General features: G+C 68.8%; 10 protein-coding genes. 5 read left to right on the top strand and 5 right to left on the bottom strand.

The window, feature by feature from the left end; all coding sequences use genetic code 11:
* Positions 1-1,230 (top strand): HlyD family type I secretion periplasmic adaptor subunit, encoded by a 1,230-nt coding sequence (locus ACIGHN_RS13010; RefSeq protein ID WP_396504687.1) that lies wholly within the window; start codon positions 1-3, stop codon positions 1,228-1,230.
* Positions 1,231-1,460: 230 nt separating this feature from the next.
* On the opposite strand, the gene ACIGHN_RS13005 is transcribed toward ACIGHN_RS13010, so the two are convergent.
* The 5 genes from ACIGHN_RS13005 to ACIGHN_RS12985 form a co-directional block, all read right to left on the bottom strand.
* Positions 1,461-2,324 carry an oxaloacetate decarboxylase gene (locus ACIGHN_RS13005; protein ID WP_396504686.1) on the bottom strand — a complete coding sequence of 288 codons (864 nt, stop codon included), beginning with the start codon at positions 2,322-2,324 and terminating at the stop codon, positions 1,461-1,463.
* A gap of 9 nt (positions 2,325-2,333) precedes the next feature.
* Complete coding sequence (gene prpF / locus ACIGHN_RS13000) at positions 2,334-3,524, bottom strand: 2-methylaconitate cis-trans isomerase PrpF (RefSeq protein ID WP_396504685.1); 1,191 nt, start codon at positions 3,522-3,524, stop codon at positions 2,334-2,336.
* 183 nt (positions 3,525-3,707) lie between these two features.
* Positions 3,708-6,395: a Fe/S-dependent 2-methylisocitrate dehydratase AcnD gene (gene acnD / locus ACIGHN_RS12995; RefSeq protein WP_396504684.1), complete on the bottom strand. Its 2,688-nt coding sequence runs from the start codon at positions 6,393-6,395 to the stop codon at positions 3,708-3,710.
* Between the two features lie 104 nt (positions 6,396-6,499).
* Entirely contained in the window at positions 6,500-7,657 is a 1,158-nt protein-coding gene (gene prpC, locus ACIGHN_RS12990; RefSeq protein ID WP_396504820.1) for a 2-methylcitrate synthase, read from the bottom strand.
* A 22-nt stretch (positions 7,658-7,679) separates the two neighbouring features.
* Positions 7,680-8,069, bottom strand: a complete 390-nt coding sequence (locus ACIGHN_RS12985) for an acyl-CoA thioesterase (RefSeq protein ID WP_056165784.1) — start codon at positions 8,067-8,069, stop codon at positions 7,680-7,682.
* A gap of 117 nt (positions 8,070-8,186) precedes the next feature.
* Between ACIGHN_RS12985 and ACIGHN_RS12980 the strand changes: the two genes are divergently transcribed.
* From ACIGHN_RS12980 to smc, 4 genes are all read left to right on the top strand, one after another.
* A complete protein-coding gene (locus ACIGHN_RS12980; RefSeq protein WP_396504683.1) occupies positions 8,187-9,674 on the top strand; it encodes a short-chain fatty acyl-CoA regulator family protein in 1,488 nt (495 codons plus the stop codon).
* Positions 9,675-9,926: 252 nt separating this feature from the next.
* A complete protein-coding gene (locus tag ACIGHN_RS12975) occupies positions 9,927-13,070 on the top strand; it encodes an EAL domain-containing protein (protein ID WP_396504682.1) in 3,144 nt (1,047 codons plus the stop codon).
* A 48-nt stretch (positions 13,071-13,118) separates the two neighbouring features.
* Positions 13,119-14,201, top strand: a complete 1,083-nt coding sequence (locus ACIGHN_RS12970) for a diguanylate cyclase (protein ID WP_056412308.1) — start codon at positions 13,119-13,121, stop codon at positions 14,199-14,201.
* A 286-nt stretch (positions 14,202-14,487) separates the two neighbouring features.
* Entirely contained in the window at positions 14,488-18,012 is a 3,525-nt protein-coding gene (gene smc, locus ACIGHN_RS12965) for a chromosome segregation protein SMC (RefSeq protein WP_396504681.1), read from the top strand.
* The last annotated feature ends 104 nt before the right edge of the window (positions 18,013-18,116 follow it).

Raw genomic sequence — 18,116 nt, 5'->3', positions numbered from 1 at the left:
ATGGACTCCGAAGCAACCGCCCGCGGCCTGGCGGTGCAGCCGCACCGCCACGCTGCCCATGCCAGCGCCCATGCCGACATCGCCGACCTGCTCGCGCCGCAGCGCCGCTCCCGCTGGACGCTGCGCGTGGCCATGGTGGGCATCGTCGCCCTGGTCGCATGGGCCGCGTTTTCCAAGATCGACCAGGTCACGCGCGCACAGGCGCAGGTGATCGCCAGTGCCCGCACGCAGGTCATCCAGGCCGTGGACCAGGGTGTGGTGAGCCGCCTGCACGTGCGCGAGGGCGATGACGTGAAGGCAGGCCAGTTGCTGGTGACCCTGGAAAAGGCCCGGGCCGAAGCCGCGGTGGACGACGCGCAGTCCAAGGTCGCCGCCCTGCGGTCCGCGCTGGTGCGCCTGCGCGCCGAGGTGTATGGCGAGCCCCTGAAGTTCGACGCGGAACTGCTGGCCTATCCCGAATATGTGCGCAACCAGCGCGCCCTGTACGAGCGGCGCAAGCAGGCCATCGACGAGGACGTGGCCTCGCTGCGCGGCGCCATGGACCTGGCCAAGCAGGAGCTCGACATGAACCAGAAGCTCGTGGCCACCGGCGACGTGAGCCTGGCGGACGTGCTGCGGCTCAAGCGCACGGTCGCCGAGATTCAGGCGCAGATCGCCAACAAGCGGAACAAGTATTTCCAGGACTCCCAGGCGGAGATGACCAAGGCCCAGGAGGACCTGAACACCCAGATCGAAACCGTGCGGGACCGCAAGCAGGTGATGGAGCACACCGAGCTGTTTGCGCCGCTGAACGGCCAGGTCAAGAGCATCCAGCTCACCACCGTGGGCGCGGTGGTCAAGCCCGGCGACGTGATCATGGAAATCGTGCCGACGGGTGAGGACCTGATCGTGGAGGCCAAGATCAGCACGGCCGACATCGCGTTCGTCGAGGTCGGCCAGGTCGCCAGCGTCAAGCTCGATGCCTACGACTACTCGATCTTCGGCACCATGAAGGGCGAGGTCTTCTACGTGAGCCCCGACACGCTGGAGGAAAACCGCCAGGGCAAGATGGAGCCCTACTACCGGGTGCAGATCCGCATCCGGGGCAAGGAGTTCACCAAGGGCAGCGACGTCAAGATCAGGCCGGGCATGACGGCCTCCGTCGACATCAAGGCGATGGAGCGGACGGTGTTGAGCTACCTGACCAAGCCCCTGACCAAGACGTTGTCGCAATCGATGGGTGAGCGGTGAAGGTGACGGTGATGGCTCCCGCGGCTCCCGTCACCGGGGCGGGTTGCCGAGCGCTGCCTTTGGTGTGGCGCGCTGGCGCATTCAAGAGGCTGCGGGCATGCGCCGCCACCGCGGCACCGCAGCACCGCGGCACCGCGCGAGAGGGCTTGCAGGCAGCGGCGGGGCAGGGCAGAGTTTGCTATCAAATATGTAGCTGGTTGCGCTTGTTGGACAAGCGATAGCGCCCATTTTTACTCGTACTTCTTCTCCAGCGCATCCCACTGCGGCTTGCACACCAGCCGCTGGCGTTCGGCAAACGGCGCCACTATCGCAGGGTCCTCATCCACACGGCGCTCGTCGCGCAGCACGGTCAGCACCTTCTGCATGCCGGCCACTGCGCCCTGCAATGCCGCGTTGGCGTACAGCACCAGGCCGTAGCCCAGGCCCGCCAGCTCGTCGGCGCTGAAGATGGGCGTCTTGCCGCCGATCACCATGTTCATGAGCTGGGGCCGGTCGGCCAGGCGCCGGGGCAGGGCGCGGATCTCGTCGGCCGTGGTGACGGCTTCCACGAACAGGATGTCGGCCCCCGCCTCGCCAAACCGCTGCGCGCGCTCGACCGCCGCCTCGAAACCCTGGGTGGCGCAGGCGTCGGTGCGCGCCATGATCAGGGTGCCCGGGTCGCGGCGCGCGTCCACGGCGGCCTTGATCTTGCCCAGCATCTCGTCGGTGGAGATCACCTCCTTGCCGTTGAAATGCCCGCAGCGCTTGGGCGAGACCTGGTCTTCCAGCTGGATGCAGTCTGCACCTGCGCGCTCCAGCGTGCGCACCGCGTGGTACGTGTTGAGCGCGTTGCCGAAGCCCGTGTCGGCATCGACGATGAGCGGCAGCTCCACCGCGTCGCGGATGCGTGCCGTGTGGTCGGCGATGTCGGTGAGGCCCATGAACGCCTGGTCGGGCAGGCCGAACCACATGTTGGTGACGCCTGCGCCAGTGACGTAGAGCGCCTCGAACCCCAGGTCGGCCACCACACGGGCGGACAGGGCATTGAACGCGCCGGGCACGATGACGCCACGGCGGGCTTCGGCCAGGGCCTTGAGTTGTTGTTTGGTGTTCATAAGGGTGTGTCAGAAGCAGTCGGCGGGGATGCGAATGCACCCTTCCATGAGAATGCGGGCGCTGCGGCTCATCAAGGCTTTGGTCACCGTCCATTGGCCACCGTGATGCGTGGCTTCGGCGCCCACGCGCAGCGTGCCCGAGGGGTGCCCGAAGCGCACCGCGCTGCGCGCCCCACCGCCCGCTGCCAGGTTGACCAGCGTGCCAGGGATGGCGGCGGCTGTGCCGATGGCCACCGCGGCGGTCCCCATCATCGCGTGGTGCAGCTTGCCCATGGATAGGGCGCGCACCAGCAGATCGATGTCGTGTGCTTCGATGCGCTTGCCGCTGGAGGCGGTGTACGCCGCGGGCGGCGCCACGAAAGCGATCTTGGGCGTGTGCTGGCGGGTGGCGGCATCCGCCAGTTCGCGGACCAGGCCCATGCGCAGGGCGCCGTGGGCGCGGATGGCTTCGAAGCGTGCGAGAGCCGCGGCGTCGCCGTTGATCGCGTCCTGCAGCTCGGTACCGGCGTAGCCCAGGGTGTGGGCATTGAGAAAAATGGTGGGAATGCCCGCGTTGATCAGCGTGGCGGGAAAGGTGCCGACACCTGGGACCTCCAGCGTGTCCACCACGTTGCCGGTAGGGAACATCGATCCCGCGCCTTCCGCACCGTCGGCGGGGTCCATGAATTCGAGTGGTATTTCGGCCGCTGCAAAGGTCACGCCGTCCAGCTCGAAGTCCCCGGTCTCCTGCACCTGCCCGTTCGCGATCGGCACATGCGCCACGATGGTCTTGCCGATGTTGGCCTGCCAGATGCGCACGGCCAAGGCACCGTTGCTCGGGATGCGCGCTGCATCGATCAATCCCATGTGGATGGCGCAGGGGCCCACGGCGGCCGAGAGGTTGCCACAGTTGCCGCTCCAGTCCACGAACGGCTGGTCGATGGACACCTGGCCGAAGAGGTAGTCCACATCGTGCCCGGGCCGCAGGCTGCGCGACAGGATCACGGCCTTGCTGGTGCTGGACGAGGCATTGCCCAGGCCGTCGATCTGCTTGCCATACGGGTCCGGGCTGCCCAGAGCGCGCAGCAGGATGGCGTCGCGGGCGGCGCCAGGCTGGCGGGCCGGGGCGGGCAGGTCGTCCAGGCGGAAGAAGAGGCCTTTGCTGGTGCCGCCGCGCATGTAGGTAGCGGGGATTTTGAGTTGGGGTGAGGAGGGTGTCATGGGGTGGCGGGTCTACGTTTGCGGGAGGGCGTGTGGGCTTTGCCAATGGGTTGGTGGTTGCGCTGAGGCCCCCTCTCCCCCGGCCCCTCTCCCGCGAGGGGAGAGGGATGATCTGGGTCAGTGACAAACGGCTCGTTGGAATGCTAGACGGCTTTGTGCCTGCGGCGATAACCGAATCACGCGTCAAAACCGAAGTTCGCACGGGGCAGCCCCTCTCCCCTCGCGGGAGAGGGGTTGGGGAGAGGGGGCCGCGGCACCACCGCCACCCCGCTCCAGAAAATCCTGCGCAAACCTCTGCAGCACGCCCCCCGCTTCATACACCGACACCTCCTCCGCCGTGTCCAGCCGGCAGGCCACAGGCACCCGCAGCACCTCGCCGCTTCGGCGCCGCACCACCAGCGTCAAGTCAGCCCGCGCCGTGCACAGCCCCTCCACGCCATAGACCTCGGTGCCATCCAGGCCCAGCGTCAGCCGGTTCGTGCCGGGCTGGAACTCCACGGGCAGCACCCCCATGCCGATCAGGTTGGTGCGGTGGATGCGCTCGAAGCCCTCGGCCACCACCACTTCCACACCCGCCAGGCGCACGCCCTTGGCGGCCCAGTCGCGCGAGGAGCCCTGGCCGTAGTCGGCGCCGGCGATGATGATCAAGGGCTGGCGGCGGTTCAGGTAGGTCTCCATGGCCTCCCACATGCGCAGGATCTGGCCTTCGGGCTCCACCCGGGCCAGCGACCCGGGCTGCACGCTGCCGTCGGGGTTGCGCACCATCTCGTTTCGGAGCGTGGGGTTGGCAAACGTGGCCCGCATGGCCGTCAGGTGGTCGCCGCGGTGCGTGGCGTAGGAGTTGAAATCTTCCTCGGGCACGCCCATGCGGTGCAGGTACTCGCCGGCTGCGCTGTCCCGCAGGATGGCGTTCGACGGCGAGAGGTGGTCGGTGGTGATGTTGTCCGGCAGGATGGCCAGCGGGCGCATGCCCTGGCGCGTGCGCGGGTGGGCCGCCAGGGCCCCCACGCCGTCGGTGTCCCAGTATGGCGGGCGGCGAATGTAGGTGGACTCCGGGCGCCAGCCGTACTGCGGGCTCACCGCGTCGCCAGTGTCGGCGCGGATCGCGAACATGGGCTCGTAGACGGCGCGGTACTGTGCGGGCTTGACGGCGGCTTTCACCACGGCGTCGATCTCTGCATCGCTCGGCCAGATGTCTTGGAGGCGGATCTCCCGGCCGTCCACCACCGCCAGCACGTCGTTTTCGATGTCGAAGCGCACCGTGCCCGCGATCGCATAGGCCACCACCAGCGGCGGCGAGGCCAGGAAGGCCTGGCTGGCGTACGGGTGGATGCGGCCGTCGAAGTTGCGGTTGCCCGACAGCACGGCGGTGGTGTACAGCTGGCGGTCGATGATCTCTTGCCTTATGGCGGGGTCGAGCGCGCCCGACATGCCGTTGCAGGTGGTGCAGGCAAAACCCACGATGCCGAAGCCGAGGTGTTCCAGGTCCTGCAGCAGGCCTGCTTCCTGCAGGTACAGCTCGACGGCCTTGGAGCCGGGGGCGAGCGATGTTTTCACCCAGGGCTTGCGCGCCAGACGCAAGCGGTGGGCGTTGCGCGCCAGCAGCGCCGCCGCGATCACATTGCGCGGGTTGGAGGTGTTGGTGCAGCTTGTGATGGCGGCAATCACCACGGCGCCATCGGGCAGGGTGCCTTCGTGGGCCGCCGGCATCTGCCATGCGCGGGCGATGCCGCGGGCCGCCAGGTCGCTGGTGGCCACGCGCGCGTGCGGGTTGGACGGGCCCGCCATGTTGCGCACGACGCTGGACAGATCGAAACTCAGCGTGCGCTCGTACACCGCATCGCTCAGCGTGTCGGACCACAGGCCTGCGGCCTTGGCATAGGTCTCCACCAGACGGACCTGGCCCTGCGTGCGGCCCGTGAGCGCCAGGTACTCGAGCGTCTGGTCGTCGATGCTGAACAGGGCCGCGGTCGCGCCGTATTCGGGCGCCATGTTCGAGATGGTCGCGCGGTCGCCGATGGTGAGCCTGGCGGCGCCCTCGCCGTAGAACTCCAGGTAGGCGCCGACCACCTTGGACCGGCGCAGGAACTCGGTCAGCGCCAGTACCACGTCGGTGGCGGTGATGCCGCTCTGGCGCTGGCCGGTGAGCTGCACGCCCACGATCTCCGGCAGCCGCATCCACGACGCGCGGCCCAGCATCACGTTCTCGGCCTCCAGGCCGCCGACGCCGATGGCAACGACGCCCAGCGCATCGATGTGCGGCGTGTGGCTGTCGGTGCCCACGCAGGTGTCGGGGTAGGCCACGCCGCTGTCGGCATGGACCACGGGCGACATCTTCTCCAGGTTGATCTGGTGCATGATCCCGTTGCCTGCGGGGATGACCTGCACGTTGGAAAAGGCCTTTTTCGTCCACTCGATGAAGTGAAAGCGGTCTTCGTTGCGGCGGTCTTCGATGGCGCGGTTTCTTGCGAATGCACCGGGGTCGGACCCGCCGCATTCCACGGCCAGCGAATGGTCCACGACCAGCTGCACGGGCACCACGGGGTTCACCTGGGCGGGGTCCCCACCCGCGGCCGCGATGGCGTCGCGCAGGCCCGCCAGGTCCACCAGCGCGGTCTGGCCCAGGATGTCATGGCACACCACACGCGCCGGAAACCACGGAAAGTCGCGCTCGCGCCGGCGCCCGATCAGCTGGCGCAGGCAGTCGTCCACGATGGCCGGGTCGGCCCGGCGCACGATGTTCTCGGCGTGCACACGCGATGTGTAGGGCAGGGTGGCCCACGCGCCGGGCGTGAGGGCATCGACGGCCGCGCGGGCGTCGAAGTAGTCCAGTGCGGTGCCGGGCAAGGGCCGGCGATGTCGGGTGTTCATCATGGTGTTGTGTCGCTCGGCTTCAAATACCTGTCAGTTCGTCACTGTCTTTCGATTCCCCTCTCCCCTCGCGGGAGAGGGAGACGATGCAGCGCTCACGGCTGTCAAACACGGTCCTCGATCCGCACAAACGGCAGATTGTCCGGCCCGGTGTAATGCGCACTGGGGCGGATGATCTTGTTGTCCAGGCGCTGCTCGATGATGTGCGCCGCCCAGCCGCTGGTGCGCGCGATCACGAACAGCGGCGTGAACATGGCGGTGGGCACGCCCATCATGTGGTAGCTCACCGCACTGAACCAGTCGAGGTTGGGGAACATGCTCTTGGCCTCCCACATCACCGACTCGAGCCGCTCGGCGATGTCGAACATCTTGGTGCTGCCCGCCTCTTCGGACAGGGACCGCGCCACGCCCTTGATGACGCCATTGCGCGGGTCGCTCACGGTGTAGACCGGGTGGCCGAAGCCGATCACGACCTCCTTGGCCTGCACGCGCCGGCGGACGTCGGCCTCTGCCTCGTCCGGGCTGTCGTAGCGCTTCTGGATCTCGAAGGCCACCTCGTTGGCCCCGCCGTGCTTGGGGCCGCGCAGTGCTCCGATGGCGCCGGTGATGCACGAATACACGTCGCTGCCCGTGCCCGCCACGACGCGCGCGGTGAAGGTCGATGCGTTGAACTCGTGCTCGGCATACAGGTTGAGCGAGGTGTGCATCGCGCGCTCCCAGGCCGCGCCGGGCCGGGTGCCATGCAGCAGGTGCAGGAAGTGGGCGCCGATGGAGTCGTCGTCGGTCTCGACGTCGATGCGCTTGCCCTGGGTGCTCCAGTGGTACCAGTACAGCAGCATGGAGCCGAGCGAGGCGAGCAGCCGGTCGGCGATGTCCCTGGCGCCGGGCGTGTTGTGGTCGTCCTTTTCGGGCAGCACGCAGCCCAGGGCCGAGACGCCGGTGCGCATCACATCCATCGGGTGGCTGCTGGCAGGCAGCTTTTCCAGCGCGTCCTTCACGCTGGCCGGCAGGCCGCGCAGGGCCTTGAGTTTGGTTTTGTAGGCCTTGAGCTCGGCGCGCGTGGGCAGCTTGCCGTGCACCAGCAGGTGGGCGATCTCTTCGAATTCGCAGACCTGGGCGATATCGAGGATGTCATAGCCCCGGTAGTGCAGGTCGTTGCCCGTGCGGCCCACGGTGCACAGCGCAGTGCTGCCGGCAGTCACGCCCGACAGCGCGACGGATTTCTTGGGCTTGAAGCCTGCGGTAGGGGTCGTTGTTTCCATGGTCATGGGGTCTCCTGGGGTGTCACTGTGGTGCCAGATAGGCATGGGCGATGGGTGCGGGGCGGCCCTTTGCATCCACCGCCACCATCTCGAACACCCCCTGGAGCACCTCTTCGGCGGGCGAGCCCAGCGCCTGCGCGAAGCCGGCCACGCACACGGTGAGCGAGCTGCGCCCGAGCCGCGTCGCCCAGGCGCGCAGGGTGAGCACATGGCCCACGCCCACGGGCGCCACGAATCGCACGTCGCTCACGCCAGCCATCACCACGTTGCTGCCGGCCGCGCTGCGGGCGGCCAGAAACGCCGCCTTGGACATGAGCAGCAGCGCATGCCCGCCGAACAGGGTGCCGTAGTGGTTGGCGTGCTCGGGAAAGATGATTTCCGTGAGCTCCAGGGTGCCGTTGGGGGTTGTCATGCTTCGCAATCTACGCACAATAGCGGCCCTGCAGAAGGGCTGAATTGGCGAATGTTTGCGAATGAAATTCCTGCAGATTGCAAATTTTGCGAAGTTATTTGTTGCCGAGGCCAATCGATGAAAAAGACGTTCATGGGCGTGCGCCTGCGCCGCCTGCGCGAGGAGCGGGGCATGACCCAGGTGGCGCTGGCGCGCGCGCTGGACCTGTCGGCGAGCTACCTCAACCAGCTCGAGCAGAACCAGCGGCCGCTCACCGTGCCGGTGCTGCTCAAGATCAACGCGGTGTTCGGCGTGGATGTGCAGCGCTTTTCGGACGATGACGAGGCGCGCCTGATCACCGGCCTGCGCGAGGTGCTGTCCGACCTGCCCGCGGGCCTGGGCGGCGAGGGCGCGGGCGACGCCGTGTCGCTGGCCGAGATCCGCGAGCTGGCCGCCGGCATGCCGGCAGTGGCCCGCACGCTGCTGGCGCTGCACCAGCGCCACCGCCAGGCCCTGGAGCGGCTGGAGGCGCTGAGCGCCCAGAACGCCCAGTGGGGCCTGGGCGACGAGCGCGGCGCGGCGGCGGCGCCGCCGCTGGCGGGCGGCCACCTGCCCATGGCGTACGAAGAAGTGCGCGACTTCTTCTTCGCGCGCCAGAACCACATCGCAGAGTTGGACGATGCGGCCGAGCGTCGCGCCGCCGAATGGGCCCTGCAGCCGGGCCGCGCGGGCGAGGCGCTGGCCCAGCGGCTGCTGCAGGCCCACGGGGTGCGGGTGGTGAGCGCGATCGATCTGCCGGGCCAGGCCCAGCGGGTGTTCGAGCCCGGATCCGGCGTGTTGCAACTCGCGGCCGGGCTGGAGCCCGGGCAGCGCGCTTTCCAGATGGCAACGCAGCTGGCGTTTCTGGAAATGGGCCCGCCACTGGCGCGGCTCGCGGACGCGGCGGGCTTGTCGAGCGACCAGGCGCGGGCGCTGGCGCGCATCGGCCTGGCCAACTACTTCGCCGGGGCGCTGGTGTTGCCCTACACCGCCTTCTTGCGCGCGGCCGAGGCGGTGCGCTACGACATCGACCGCTTGGGCCACCAGTTCGGCGTGGGTTTCGAGACGGTGTGCCACCGGCTGTCCACCCTGCAACGGCCCGGCGCGCGGGGTGTGCCGTTTTTCTTCATCCGGGTGGACCGGGCGGGCAACATCAGCAAGCGCCAGTCGGCCACCCACTTTCACTTCAGCAAGATCGGCGGCACCTGCCCGCTGTGGAACGTGTACGAGGCGTTCGCTCAGCCGGGCCGCATCGTGCCGCAAATCGCCCGCATGCCCGACGGGCGGGCCTACCTGTGGGTGGCGCGCACCGTGTCGCGCGGCGGCATGGGGTGGGGCTTGCCGGGCAAGGAGTTTTCCGTGGCGCTGGGCTGCGATGTGCGGCACGCGCCGCAGCTGGTCTATTCGCAAGGGCTCGACCTGGCCAACCCCGACGCGGCCGTCCCCATCGGCATGGGCTGCAAGGTGTGCGAGCGGCCGGCCTGCCCGCAGCGCGCGTTTCCGCCCATCGGCCGGGCGCTGGATGTGAACGAGAACCGCAGCCGGTTCGCCCCCTACCCGGTGGCTGCCATCGCGGGGGCAGGGTAGACCCTCGGGCTGGCGATGTACTGATGCGGGATCTATGCAGTTTGCTCATGAATTCATAGCGCCTTGCGCATGACCGTATTGCGGTGGACGCGCTTTTGTCTCAATAATGGGTGGTAACCAGTTGTTATCGCGCACCGGGCCCCAAAAGCCCGTTCGATTGCCGCTATCCTGCGCGTGAACACAGGGTTTGAGCCCCCCGATCCGGCCACCGCGACACCCTCGCCGAACACTGCCCGCCCAGCACGCCACGCCATGTCCTCCTTCACCTATTCAGGTAGCTACCGGCATTGGTTGTCCGGGATAGGTGTGGCCACGCTCGGCATCGCGCTGAGCCTGTGGCTGGCCTGGCAGCAGTCCCAGGCCGTGGCCCAGGTCGGGCAGGCGCGGTTCGTGCAGGAGGCCCGGTCGTTCGCCGATGCGCTGGGCCAGCGCATCGAGGGGCACACCGAGGTCGTCAACGGCCTGCGCGGGCTGTTCACTGCCAACCCCCACCTCACGCGCGCCGAGTTCGAGCGTGCCGCCAGCGACCTGGAGGTGGGCCAGCGCTACGCCGGCGTGCGCAACCTGTCGTTCACCCGCTGGGTGCCGGGCTCCGAGCGCGCCGCCTACGAGGCCCGGGTGCGCGCCGACCGGTCCATCTCCGCCAACGGCTACCCCGACTTCGCCATCCGCCCGCCGGGGGAGCGGGCCGAGTACTTCGTGGCCGAGTACCTCTGGCCCATGTCCGGCAACGAGAGCGTGCTGGGCCTCGACATCAGCGCGCAGCCCACCAACCTGGCGGCCATGCAGTACAGCCGGGACAGCGGCCACACCGTGGCGTCGGCGCCGTTCGATCTGCTGCAGGAAGAAACCCACCGGCCCGGCTTCGTGATCCGCGTGCCGGTGTTCGACTACACCGCGGGCACGCCGGAGCCGCGCTTTCTGGGTGCGGTGGCCTCCACCATCCGGGTGTACGACCTGGTCCAGGCGCTGGGCAGCCAGGGCCTGCTCAACGGCATTGCGATATCGATGGCCGACCACGGCTCGGTGCGCGTGGGCACGACCGACACCACGGTGCGCACGCTGCTCACGCAGTCGTCCGCGGCGCTGCCGGGTTCGGTGCCCTTCGTGCGGGACCTGCCGGTGCACGACCGGCGCTGGCGGCTGACCTTTCTGCCCACGCGCTCGTTCCTGTCGGCTTCGGAGGCGAGGCTGCCCATCCTGGCCGGGGCGGGCGGGGTGCTGGTGTCGCTGCTGCTGGCGTCCACCGTGGGGCTGCTGGTGCGCCAGCGCACGCTGGCCCTCGTGCGGGCCCAGGCGTCCGACGACGCGCGGCGCGAGAGCGAAGAACGCTTTCGCGCGCTGTTCAACCAGGCCAGCGTGGGCGTGGCCATGCTGGACAGCACCACCGGCCGCTTCCTGCGCGTGAACCAGCGCTATGCGGACATCGTGGGCTACACGCCCGACGAGATGCTCGCCCTGAATTTTCAGGCCATCACCCACCCGGGTGACCTGGCGGCGGACGTCCAGCAGCTCGAACGCCTGAAGGTCGGCGAGATCCCGGAGTACCGGCTCGAAAAGCGCTACCTGCACAAGGAAGGGCGCCTGGTCTGGGCGGACCTCACGGTGTCGCCCGGCGCCACGCCTGACAGCCACATCGCCGTGGTGCAGGACATCACCTCGCGCAAGCACATGGAAGACACGCTGCGCACCAACGAGCACCGGCTGCGCGGCATTCTGGAGCGGCTGCCCATGGGCCTGTGCCTGGTCCATCCGGACGGGCGCATCGGCTTTCGCAACCAGCGCTATGTGGAGATCTGCGGCTACACCGAGGCCGAGGTGCCCGACGTGGACACCTGGTGGCAGCGCGCCTTTCCCAGCGTGGCCGAGCGCGAGGCCGTGCGCGACGGCTGGCGCGCTGCGGTCAAGCGCGCCGCGGGCGTGGACGGCGTGATCCCCGGTGCCGAATACCTCATCACCTGCCGCGACGGCACCAAGCGCCCGATCGAGGTCTCGGGCGTGCAGGTGGAAGGCGGGCACCTGGTCACCATGCAGGACCTGAGCCAGCGCAAGGCGGCCGAGGAGGAAATCAACAACCTGGCCTACTACGACCCGCTCACCAGCCTGCCCAACCGCCGCCTGCTCATGGACCGGCTGCAGCAGGCGCTGGCAGCGAGCACGCGCCACCACCGCAGCGGGGCCTTGCTGCTGCTGGACCTGGACAACTTCAAGACCCTGAACGAAACCCGCGGCCACGACAGCGGCGACCACCTGCTGCTGCAGGTGGCGCAGCGCCTGCGCGAATGCGTGCACGAGGACGACACCGTCGCCCGCCAGGGGGGCGACGAGTTCGTCGTGGTGCTGGAAGACCTGGGCGACAACCCCGAAGAAGCCGCCGCGCGCAGCGAGGAGGTGGGCCAGCGCATCCTGGCGGCGCTGCGCGCGCCCTACATGCTGCACGGCGCCGCGCACCACAGCTCGCTCAGCATGGGCGTCACCGTGTTCAGCGGCATGCGCGAGACGGTGGACGAACTCCTCAAGCGCGCTGATCTCGCGCTCTACCAGGCCAAGAGCGCAGGCCGCGACACGCTGCGCTACTACGACCCCAAGATGCAGGCCGCCGTGAGCGCGCGGGCCACGCTGGAGCGCGACATGCGCATCGGCCTGGCGCTGGGCCAGTTCGAGCTGTACTACCAGCCGCAGATCGACCGCGGCCGCATCACCGGGGCCGAGGCGCTGTTGCGCTGGCGCCACCCGCGCGACGGCTTTGTCTCGCCCGCGCACTTCATCCCGCTGGCCGAAGAGACGGGCCTCATCCTGCCCCTGGGCGAATGGGTGCTCAAGATGGCCTGCAGCCAGCTGTCGGCCTGGGCGGAACACCCCGAACTGGCGGCGCTGAGCCTGGCGGTGAATGTGAGCCCGCGCCAGTTCCACCAGCACAACTTCGTGGCCCAGGTGCTGCAGGCGCTGGCCAGCTCGGGCGCGCCGGGACACCAGCTCAAGCTGGAGATGACCGAGGGCCTGCTGCTGCAGGATGTGGAAGACACCATCGAGAAGATGGGGCAGCTCAAGGGTTATGGACTGGGCTTTTCGCTGGATGACTTCGGCACCGGGTATTCTTCGCTCGCCTACCTCAAGCGGCTGCCACTGGACCAGCTCAAGATCGACCAGAGCTTTGTGCGCGACGTGCTCACCGACCCCAACGATGCCGCCATCGCGCGCACCGTGGTGGCGCTGGGTACCAGCCTGGGCCTGCGCGTGATCGCCGAGGGGGTGGAGACCGAAGCCCAGCGCGAGTTTCTGGAGCGCCACCAATGCCACGCCTGGCAGGGCTACCTGTTCAGCCCGCCGGTACCGGTGGCCGAGTTCGAGGCGCTGGTGCGCAGCACCAACGCCAGCGGGCTGCAGCATGCGTGATGGGCTGCGGCCCTCCGATTGCCACCGCCAGCCAGGGCCCCGACCACCATGTTCCTGTTGAAGAAAAAAGCGGCGGCCCCGCCCGCGGGCCCGTCGGCCACCGACACCGGCGAGTTCGACGCGCAGCGCGAAAAGTCCGCCATCGCCGAGATGCTGCTCAAGCGCTCCGCGCAGCTCATCCTGGGCCGTGGCGAGCTGGAGATCATCCGCGGCATCTGCCAGGCCATCGTCGAGATCACCCCCCACATCCGCCTGGCCTGGACGTGGTTCGGTCCGTCCGACACGCAGACCATCCGCCCGCAGGTGTTCGCCGGCCCGGCGTCAGCCTACGCCGAGTCGCTGTGCATTGAGCGCAACCTGCTCACCCGCATCGGCCCCGCGTTCTCGGCGCTGGACAGCGGCGCGCCGGCCGAGCCCTTCACGGTGTCGCAGTTCTCGCTGTTCGGCCCGTGGCGCGACGCGGCACGCCAGCACGGCATCCACCATGTGGTGGCCTTGCCCATCAGTTCCGCGTTCAACGGCTACAGCGGCATCTTCGTGCTGTACGCGGACCGCGACGGCTATTTCGACGAGGTGGGCGTGAGCCTGTTTGCCACGCTGGCCGAGCTGTTCGGCTCGCTGATGACGGTGGCGTCCGAGCGCAGCGAGCTGCAGCGCGCGGCCTACCACGATGCGCTCACCGGCCTGCTCAACCGCCATGCGCTCGACCTAATCGACCGGCGCGTGTACCGCACCTCGCTGTTCGAGCCGCCTTCGTCGCTGCTCATGCTGGACATGGACCGCTTCAAGAGCATCAACGACCAGCACGGGCATTCGGTGGGCGACCAGGCCCTGCAGGCGGTGGCGCGCACGCTGCAGCATGCCCTGCGGCGCGGCGACGAGGTAGTGCGCTGGGGCGGCGAGGAGTTCATGGTCTGCCTGCCGCAGACGCCCCTGCAGGACGCCCTGGTCGTGGCCGAGAAGCTGCGCAAGAGCGTGGCGGCCATCACCGACCCGGTGCCGCTCACGGTATCCATCGGCGTGAGCGAGATTCCCTGCCTGCAGCACCTCGCGGACGCCGTGGCCCGCGCCGACCAGGCATTGCTGCAGGCCAAGGCCGACGGGCGCAACCAGGTGTGCGTGCTGCCCTGATGGCCTGGTTGCGCGAGCCGGCATTCCGGGCAGCCACGCGGCACCGAGATGTTCAAAATTGATAGCAGCTGGCCTTTGCACCACAAGCGGTAGAGGCTGTTTTTGCCAAATATTTCCCAGGTGTTTGCTTTTGGAGCGTTGCCGGGGCCGGCCCGTGGGGGAGCCGCCCAGGCGGCGCGGTATCATTCCGGCCTTGCCGCAGCCTGTGCGCTCCTTGCCTGGAACGCCCCTGCGGCACCACTTTTTGCCACTGAAGTCCCGCCCCTCATTGCCCGCCCCCTGACCCGTGCGTCTTACCTCCATCAAGCTTTCCGGTTTCAAGTCGTTCGCTGAACCCACCAACTTCATGCTGCCCGGCCAACTGGTGGGCGTGGTGGGTCCGAACGGCTGCGGCAAGTCCAACATCATGGACGCGGTGCGCTGGGTGCTGGGCGAGAGCAAGGCCAGCGAGCTGCGCGGCGAGTCCATGCAGGACGTGATCTTCAGCGGCACCACCACCCGCAAGCAGGCCAGCCGCGCCAGCGTGGAGCTGGTGTTCGACAACTCCGACCACCGCGCCGGCGGCCAGTGGGGCCAGTACGGCGAAGTGGCTGTGCGCCGCGTGCTCACGCGCGACGGCACCAGCAGCTACTACCTGAACAACCAGCCCGTGCGTCGCCGCGACGTGCAGGACGTGTTCCTGGGCACGGGCCTGGGCCCGCGGGCCTACGCCATCATCGGCCAGGGCACCATCAGCCGCATCATCGAATCGCGCCCCGAAGAGCTGCGCCTGTTCCTCGAAGAGGCCGCGGGCGTCTCCAAGTACAAGGAGCGCCGCCGCGAGACCGAAAACCGCCTGTCGGACACGCGCGAGAACCTCACGCGGGTCGAAGACATCCTGCGCGAGCTCAACGCCAACCTCGAAAAGCTGGAAAAGCAGGCCGAAGTCGCCGCCAAGTACAACGCGCTGAACGCTGACGCCACGCTCAAGCAGCACCAGCTGTGGTTCTTGAAGCGCGCCGACGCCGAAGCCGACCAGACCAAGGTGCGCCTGGATGGCCTGCAGGCCGTGAACGACCTCGAGTCGCGGATGGCCGACCTGCGCGCGGTGGAGTCCGACCTCGAAACCATCCGCCAGGCCCACTATGCGGCCGGCGACCAGGTCAACCAGGCCCAGGGCCGGCTGTACGAAGCCACGGCCGAAGTCGGCAAGCTCGAAGCCGAGATCCGCTACGTGGTCGAAGGCCGCCAGCGCGTGGAGCAGCGGCTGGTCACGCTGGCCGAGCAGATCGCGCAGTGGCAGTCTCGCAGGGAAGAGGCCGACATCGAGCTTGAAAACCTGGCCGGTGCCGGTGTGGATGCCGAAGAGCGCGCCGAGATGCTGGCCGCCCAGGTCGAAGAGCAGGCGATGCAGCTGCCCGACCTGGAAGACGCTCTGCGCCAGGCGCAGAGCCGGGCCAGCGAGCAGCGCGGCAGCGTGGTGCAGGTGCAGCAGCAGATCGGCGTGCTGGCCGCCGAGCAGCGCAGCATCGACGAGCAAAGCCGCCAGCTCGACAGCCGCTTCGAGCGGCTGCGCACCGACCGCAACGCGCTGGCCGCCCCGGACGAGGCGCGCCTTGCCAACCTGCGCGAGCAACTGGAAGAAGCCCAGGAGATCGCCGAAACCACCGAAGCCCGCCTGCACGAGCTGCAGGAGTCCGTGCCCCAGCTCGACGACGACCGCCGCACGCGCCAGCAGGCCGTGAACACTGAAAGCGCGCGCCAGGCCGACCTGTCGGCCCGCATGGAGGCCCTGAAGGCGCTGCAGGAAAAGGTCAAGACCGACGGCAAGCTGCGCCCCTGGCTGGCCAAGCATGGCCTGGATGGCCTGCAGGGCCTGTGGAGCCGCATCCACATCGAAAAGGGCTGGGAAAACGCGCTGGAAGCCGCGCTGCGCGAACGCCTGGGCGCCCTTGAAGTCGGTCGCCTGGACATGGTGCGCGGCTTTCTCGGATCGGGCGGCACCGATGCACCGCCCGCACGGCTGGCGTTCTACAGCGCGCCGGCAGCCGGCCAGCCCGATGCGCCATCGCAGAACCCGCGCCTGTCGGACCTGCTGCGCCTGAACGACGCCGGCCTGCGCGCCGTGCTGACCGACTGGCTGCAGGGCTGCACCACCGCCCCGACGCTGGACGAAGCCCTGAGCCGCCGCGCGAGCCTGCAGCCTGGCGAGGTCGTGTTCGTGCCCACCGGGCACTCGGTCAGCGCCCACAGCGTGAGCTTCTACGCCCAGGATTCCGAGCAGTCGGGCCTGCTGGCGCGCGCGCAGGAGATCGAGCACCTGGAGAAAGAGCTGCGCGCCCAGGCCCTGATCGCCGAAGAATCCCGCGCCGCGCTGGTCCGCGCCGAGGCTGCCTATGCCGACGCCTCGCAGCGCCTGGTGGCCGCCCGCCGCGAAGCCACCGAAACCCAGAGCCGCGCGCACGAGCTGCAGGTCGAGACCATGCGCCTTGCGCAACTGGCCGAGCAGACTCGGGCGCGCAGCCAGCAGATCGACGCCGACCTGGCCGAGGTGGAGGCCCAGCTGGCCGACCTGCAGGAGCGCCGCGTGGCGGCCGAGGCGCGCTTCGAAGAGCTGGACATGCAGCTGGCCGACAGCCAGGAGCGCGAAGCCCAACTGGGCGACAGCGTGATCGAGGCCGAGCGCAAGCTGGCCGCCTGCCGCGAGCAGCAGCGCGCGCTGGAGCGCCAGGCGCAGGAGGCCACGTTCTCCCAGCGCAGCCTGGAGGCACGGCGCGGCGAACTCAACCGCTCCATCGAGACCGCCACCCAGCAGGCGACCGCGCTGGCCGACGAGCAGCAGCGCGCCCGCGACGAGCTGGCCCGCCTGTCCGACGCCGCCGCGCAGGGCGGGCTGCAGCAGGCCCTGGACGTGAAGATGGAGCGCGAGAAGGCGCTGGGCGCCCAGCGCAGCGAGTACGACGACCTCACTACCAAGCTGCGCGCGAGCGACGAACGCCGCATGCAGCTGGAACGGGCCCTGGACCCGCTGCGCGCCCGCATCACCGAATTCCAGCTCAAGGAGCAGGCCGCGCGCCTGGGCCTGGAGCAGTACACCACGCTGCTGACCGACGCACAGGCCGACCTGGACGCCATCGCCCAGTCGATCGCGGATGGCAATGTGCGCGTGGCCGGCCTGCAGGGCGAAATCGACCGCCTGCACCGCGAGATCACCGCGCTGGGCGCGGTCAACCTGGCCGCGCTGGACGAACTCAAGCTGGCCAGCGAGCGCAAGATCTTCCTCGATGCGCAGACCGCCGACCTGACCGAAGCCATGAACACGCTGGAAGACGCGATCCGCAAGATCGACGGCGAAACCCGCCAGCTGCTGTCGGGCACCTTCGACACTGTGAACGCGCACTTTGGGCGCATGTTCCCCGAGCTCTTCGGCGGCGGGCAGGCCAAGCTCATCATCACCGGCGACGAAATCCTGGACTCCGGCGTGCAGGTGATGGCGCAGCCGCCCGGCAAGAAGAACCAGACCATCCACCTGCTGTCCGGCGGCGAAAAGGCCCTCACGGCCATCGCGCTGGTGTTTGCGATCTTCCAGCTCAACCCCGCGCCGTTCTGCCTGCTGGACGAGGTGGACGCGCCGCTCGACGATGCCAACACCGAGCGCTACGCGAAGCTGGTGTCCAGCATGTCCAAGGGCACGCAGTTCCTGTTCATCAGCCACAACAAGATCGCGATGGAGATGGCCGAGCAGCTCATCGGCGTGACCATGCAGGAGCAGGGCGTCTCGCGCATCGTGGCGGTGGACATGGAAAGCGCACTCTCGATGGCCGAGGCATGAGCGGAACCCGCATGATTCGCCGTGTACCTGCGCCCGGGCGGGGGTGCCGCCTACTGCCTGCCGGCCCAGCAGCGCCTAAAGTGGCGCGGGTCGGCCTGCGCCGG

This window comes from Acidovorax sp. NPDC077693 (assembly GCF_044542805.1).
GTDB lineage: Bacteria > Pseudomonadota > Gammaproteobacteria > Burkholderiales > Burkholderiaceae_C > Acidovorax.
Note: the sequence above shows the minus strand (reverse complement) of the source record. Positions and strands in the feature narration are given on the sequence as shown.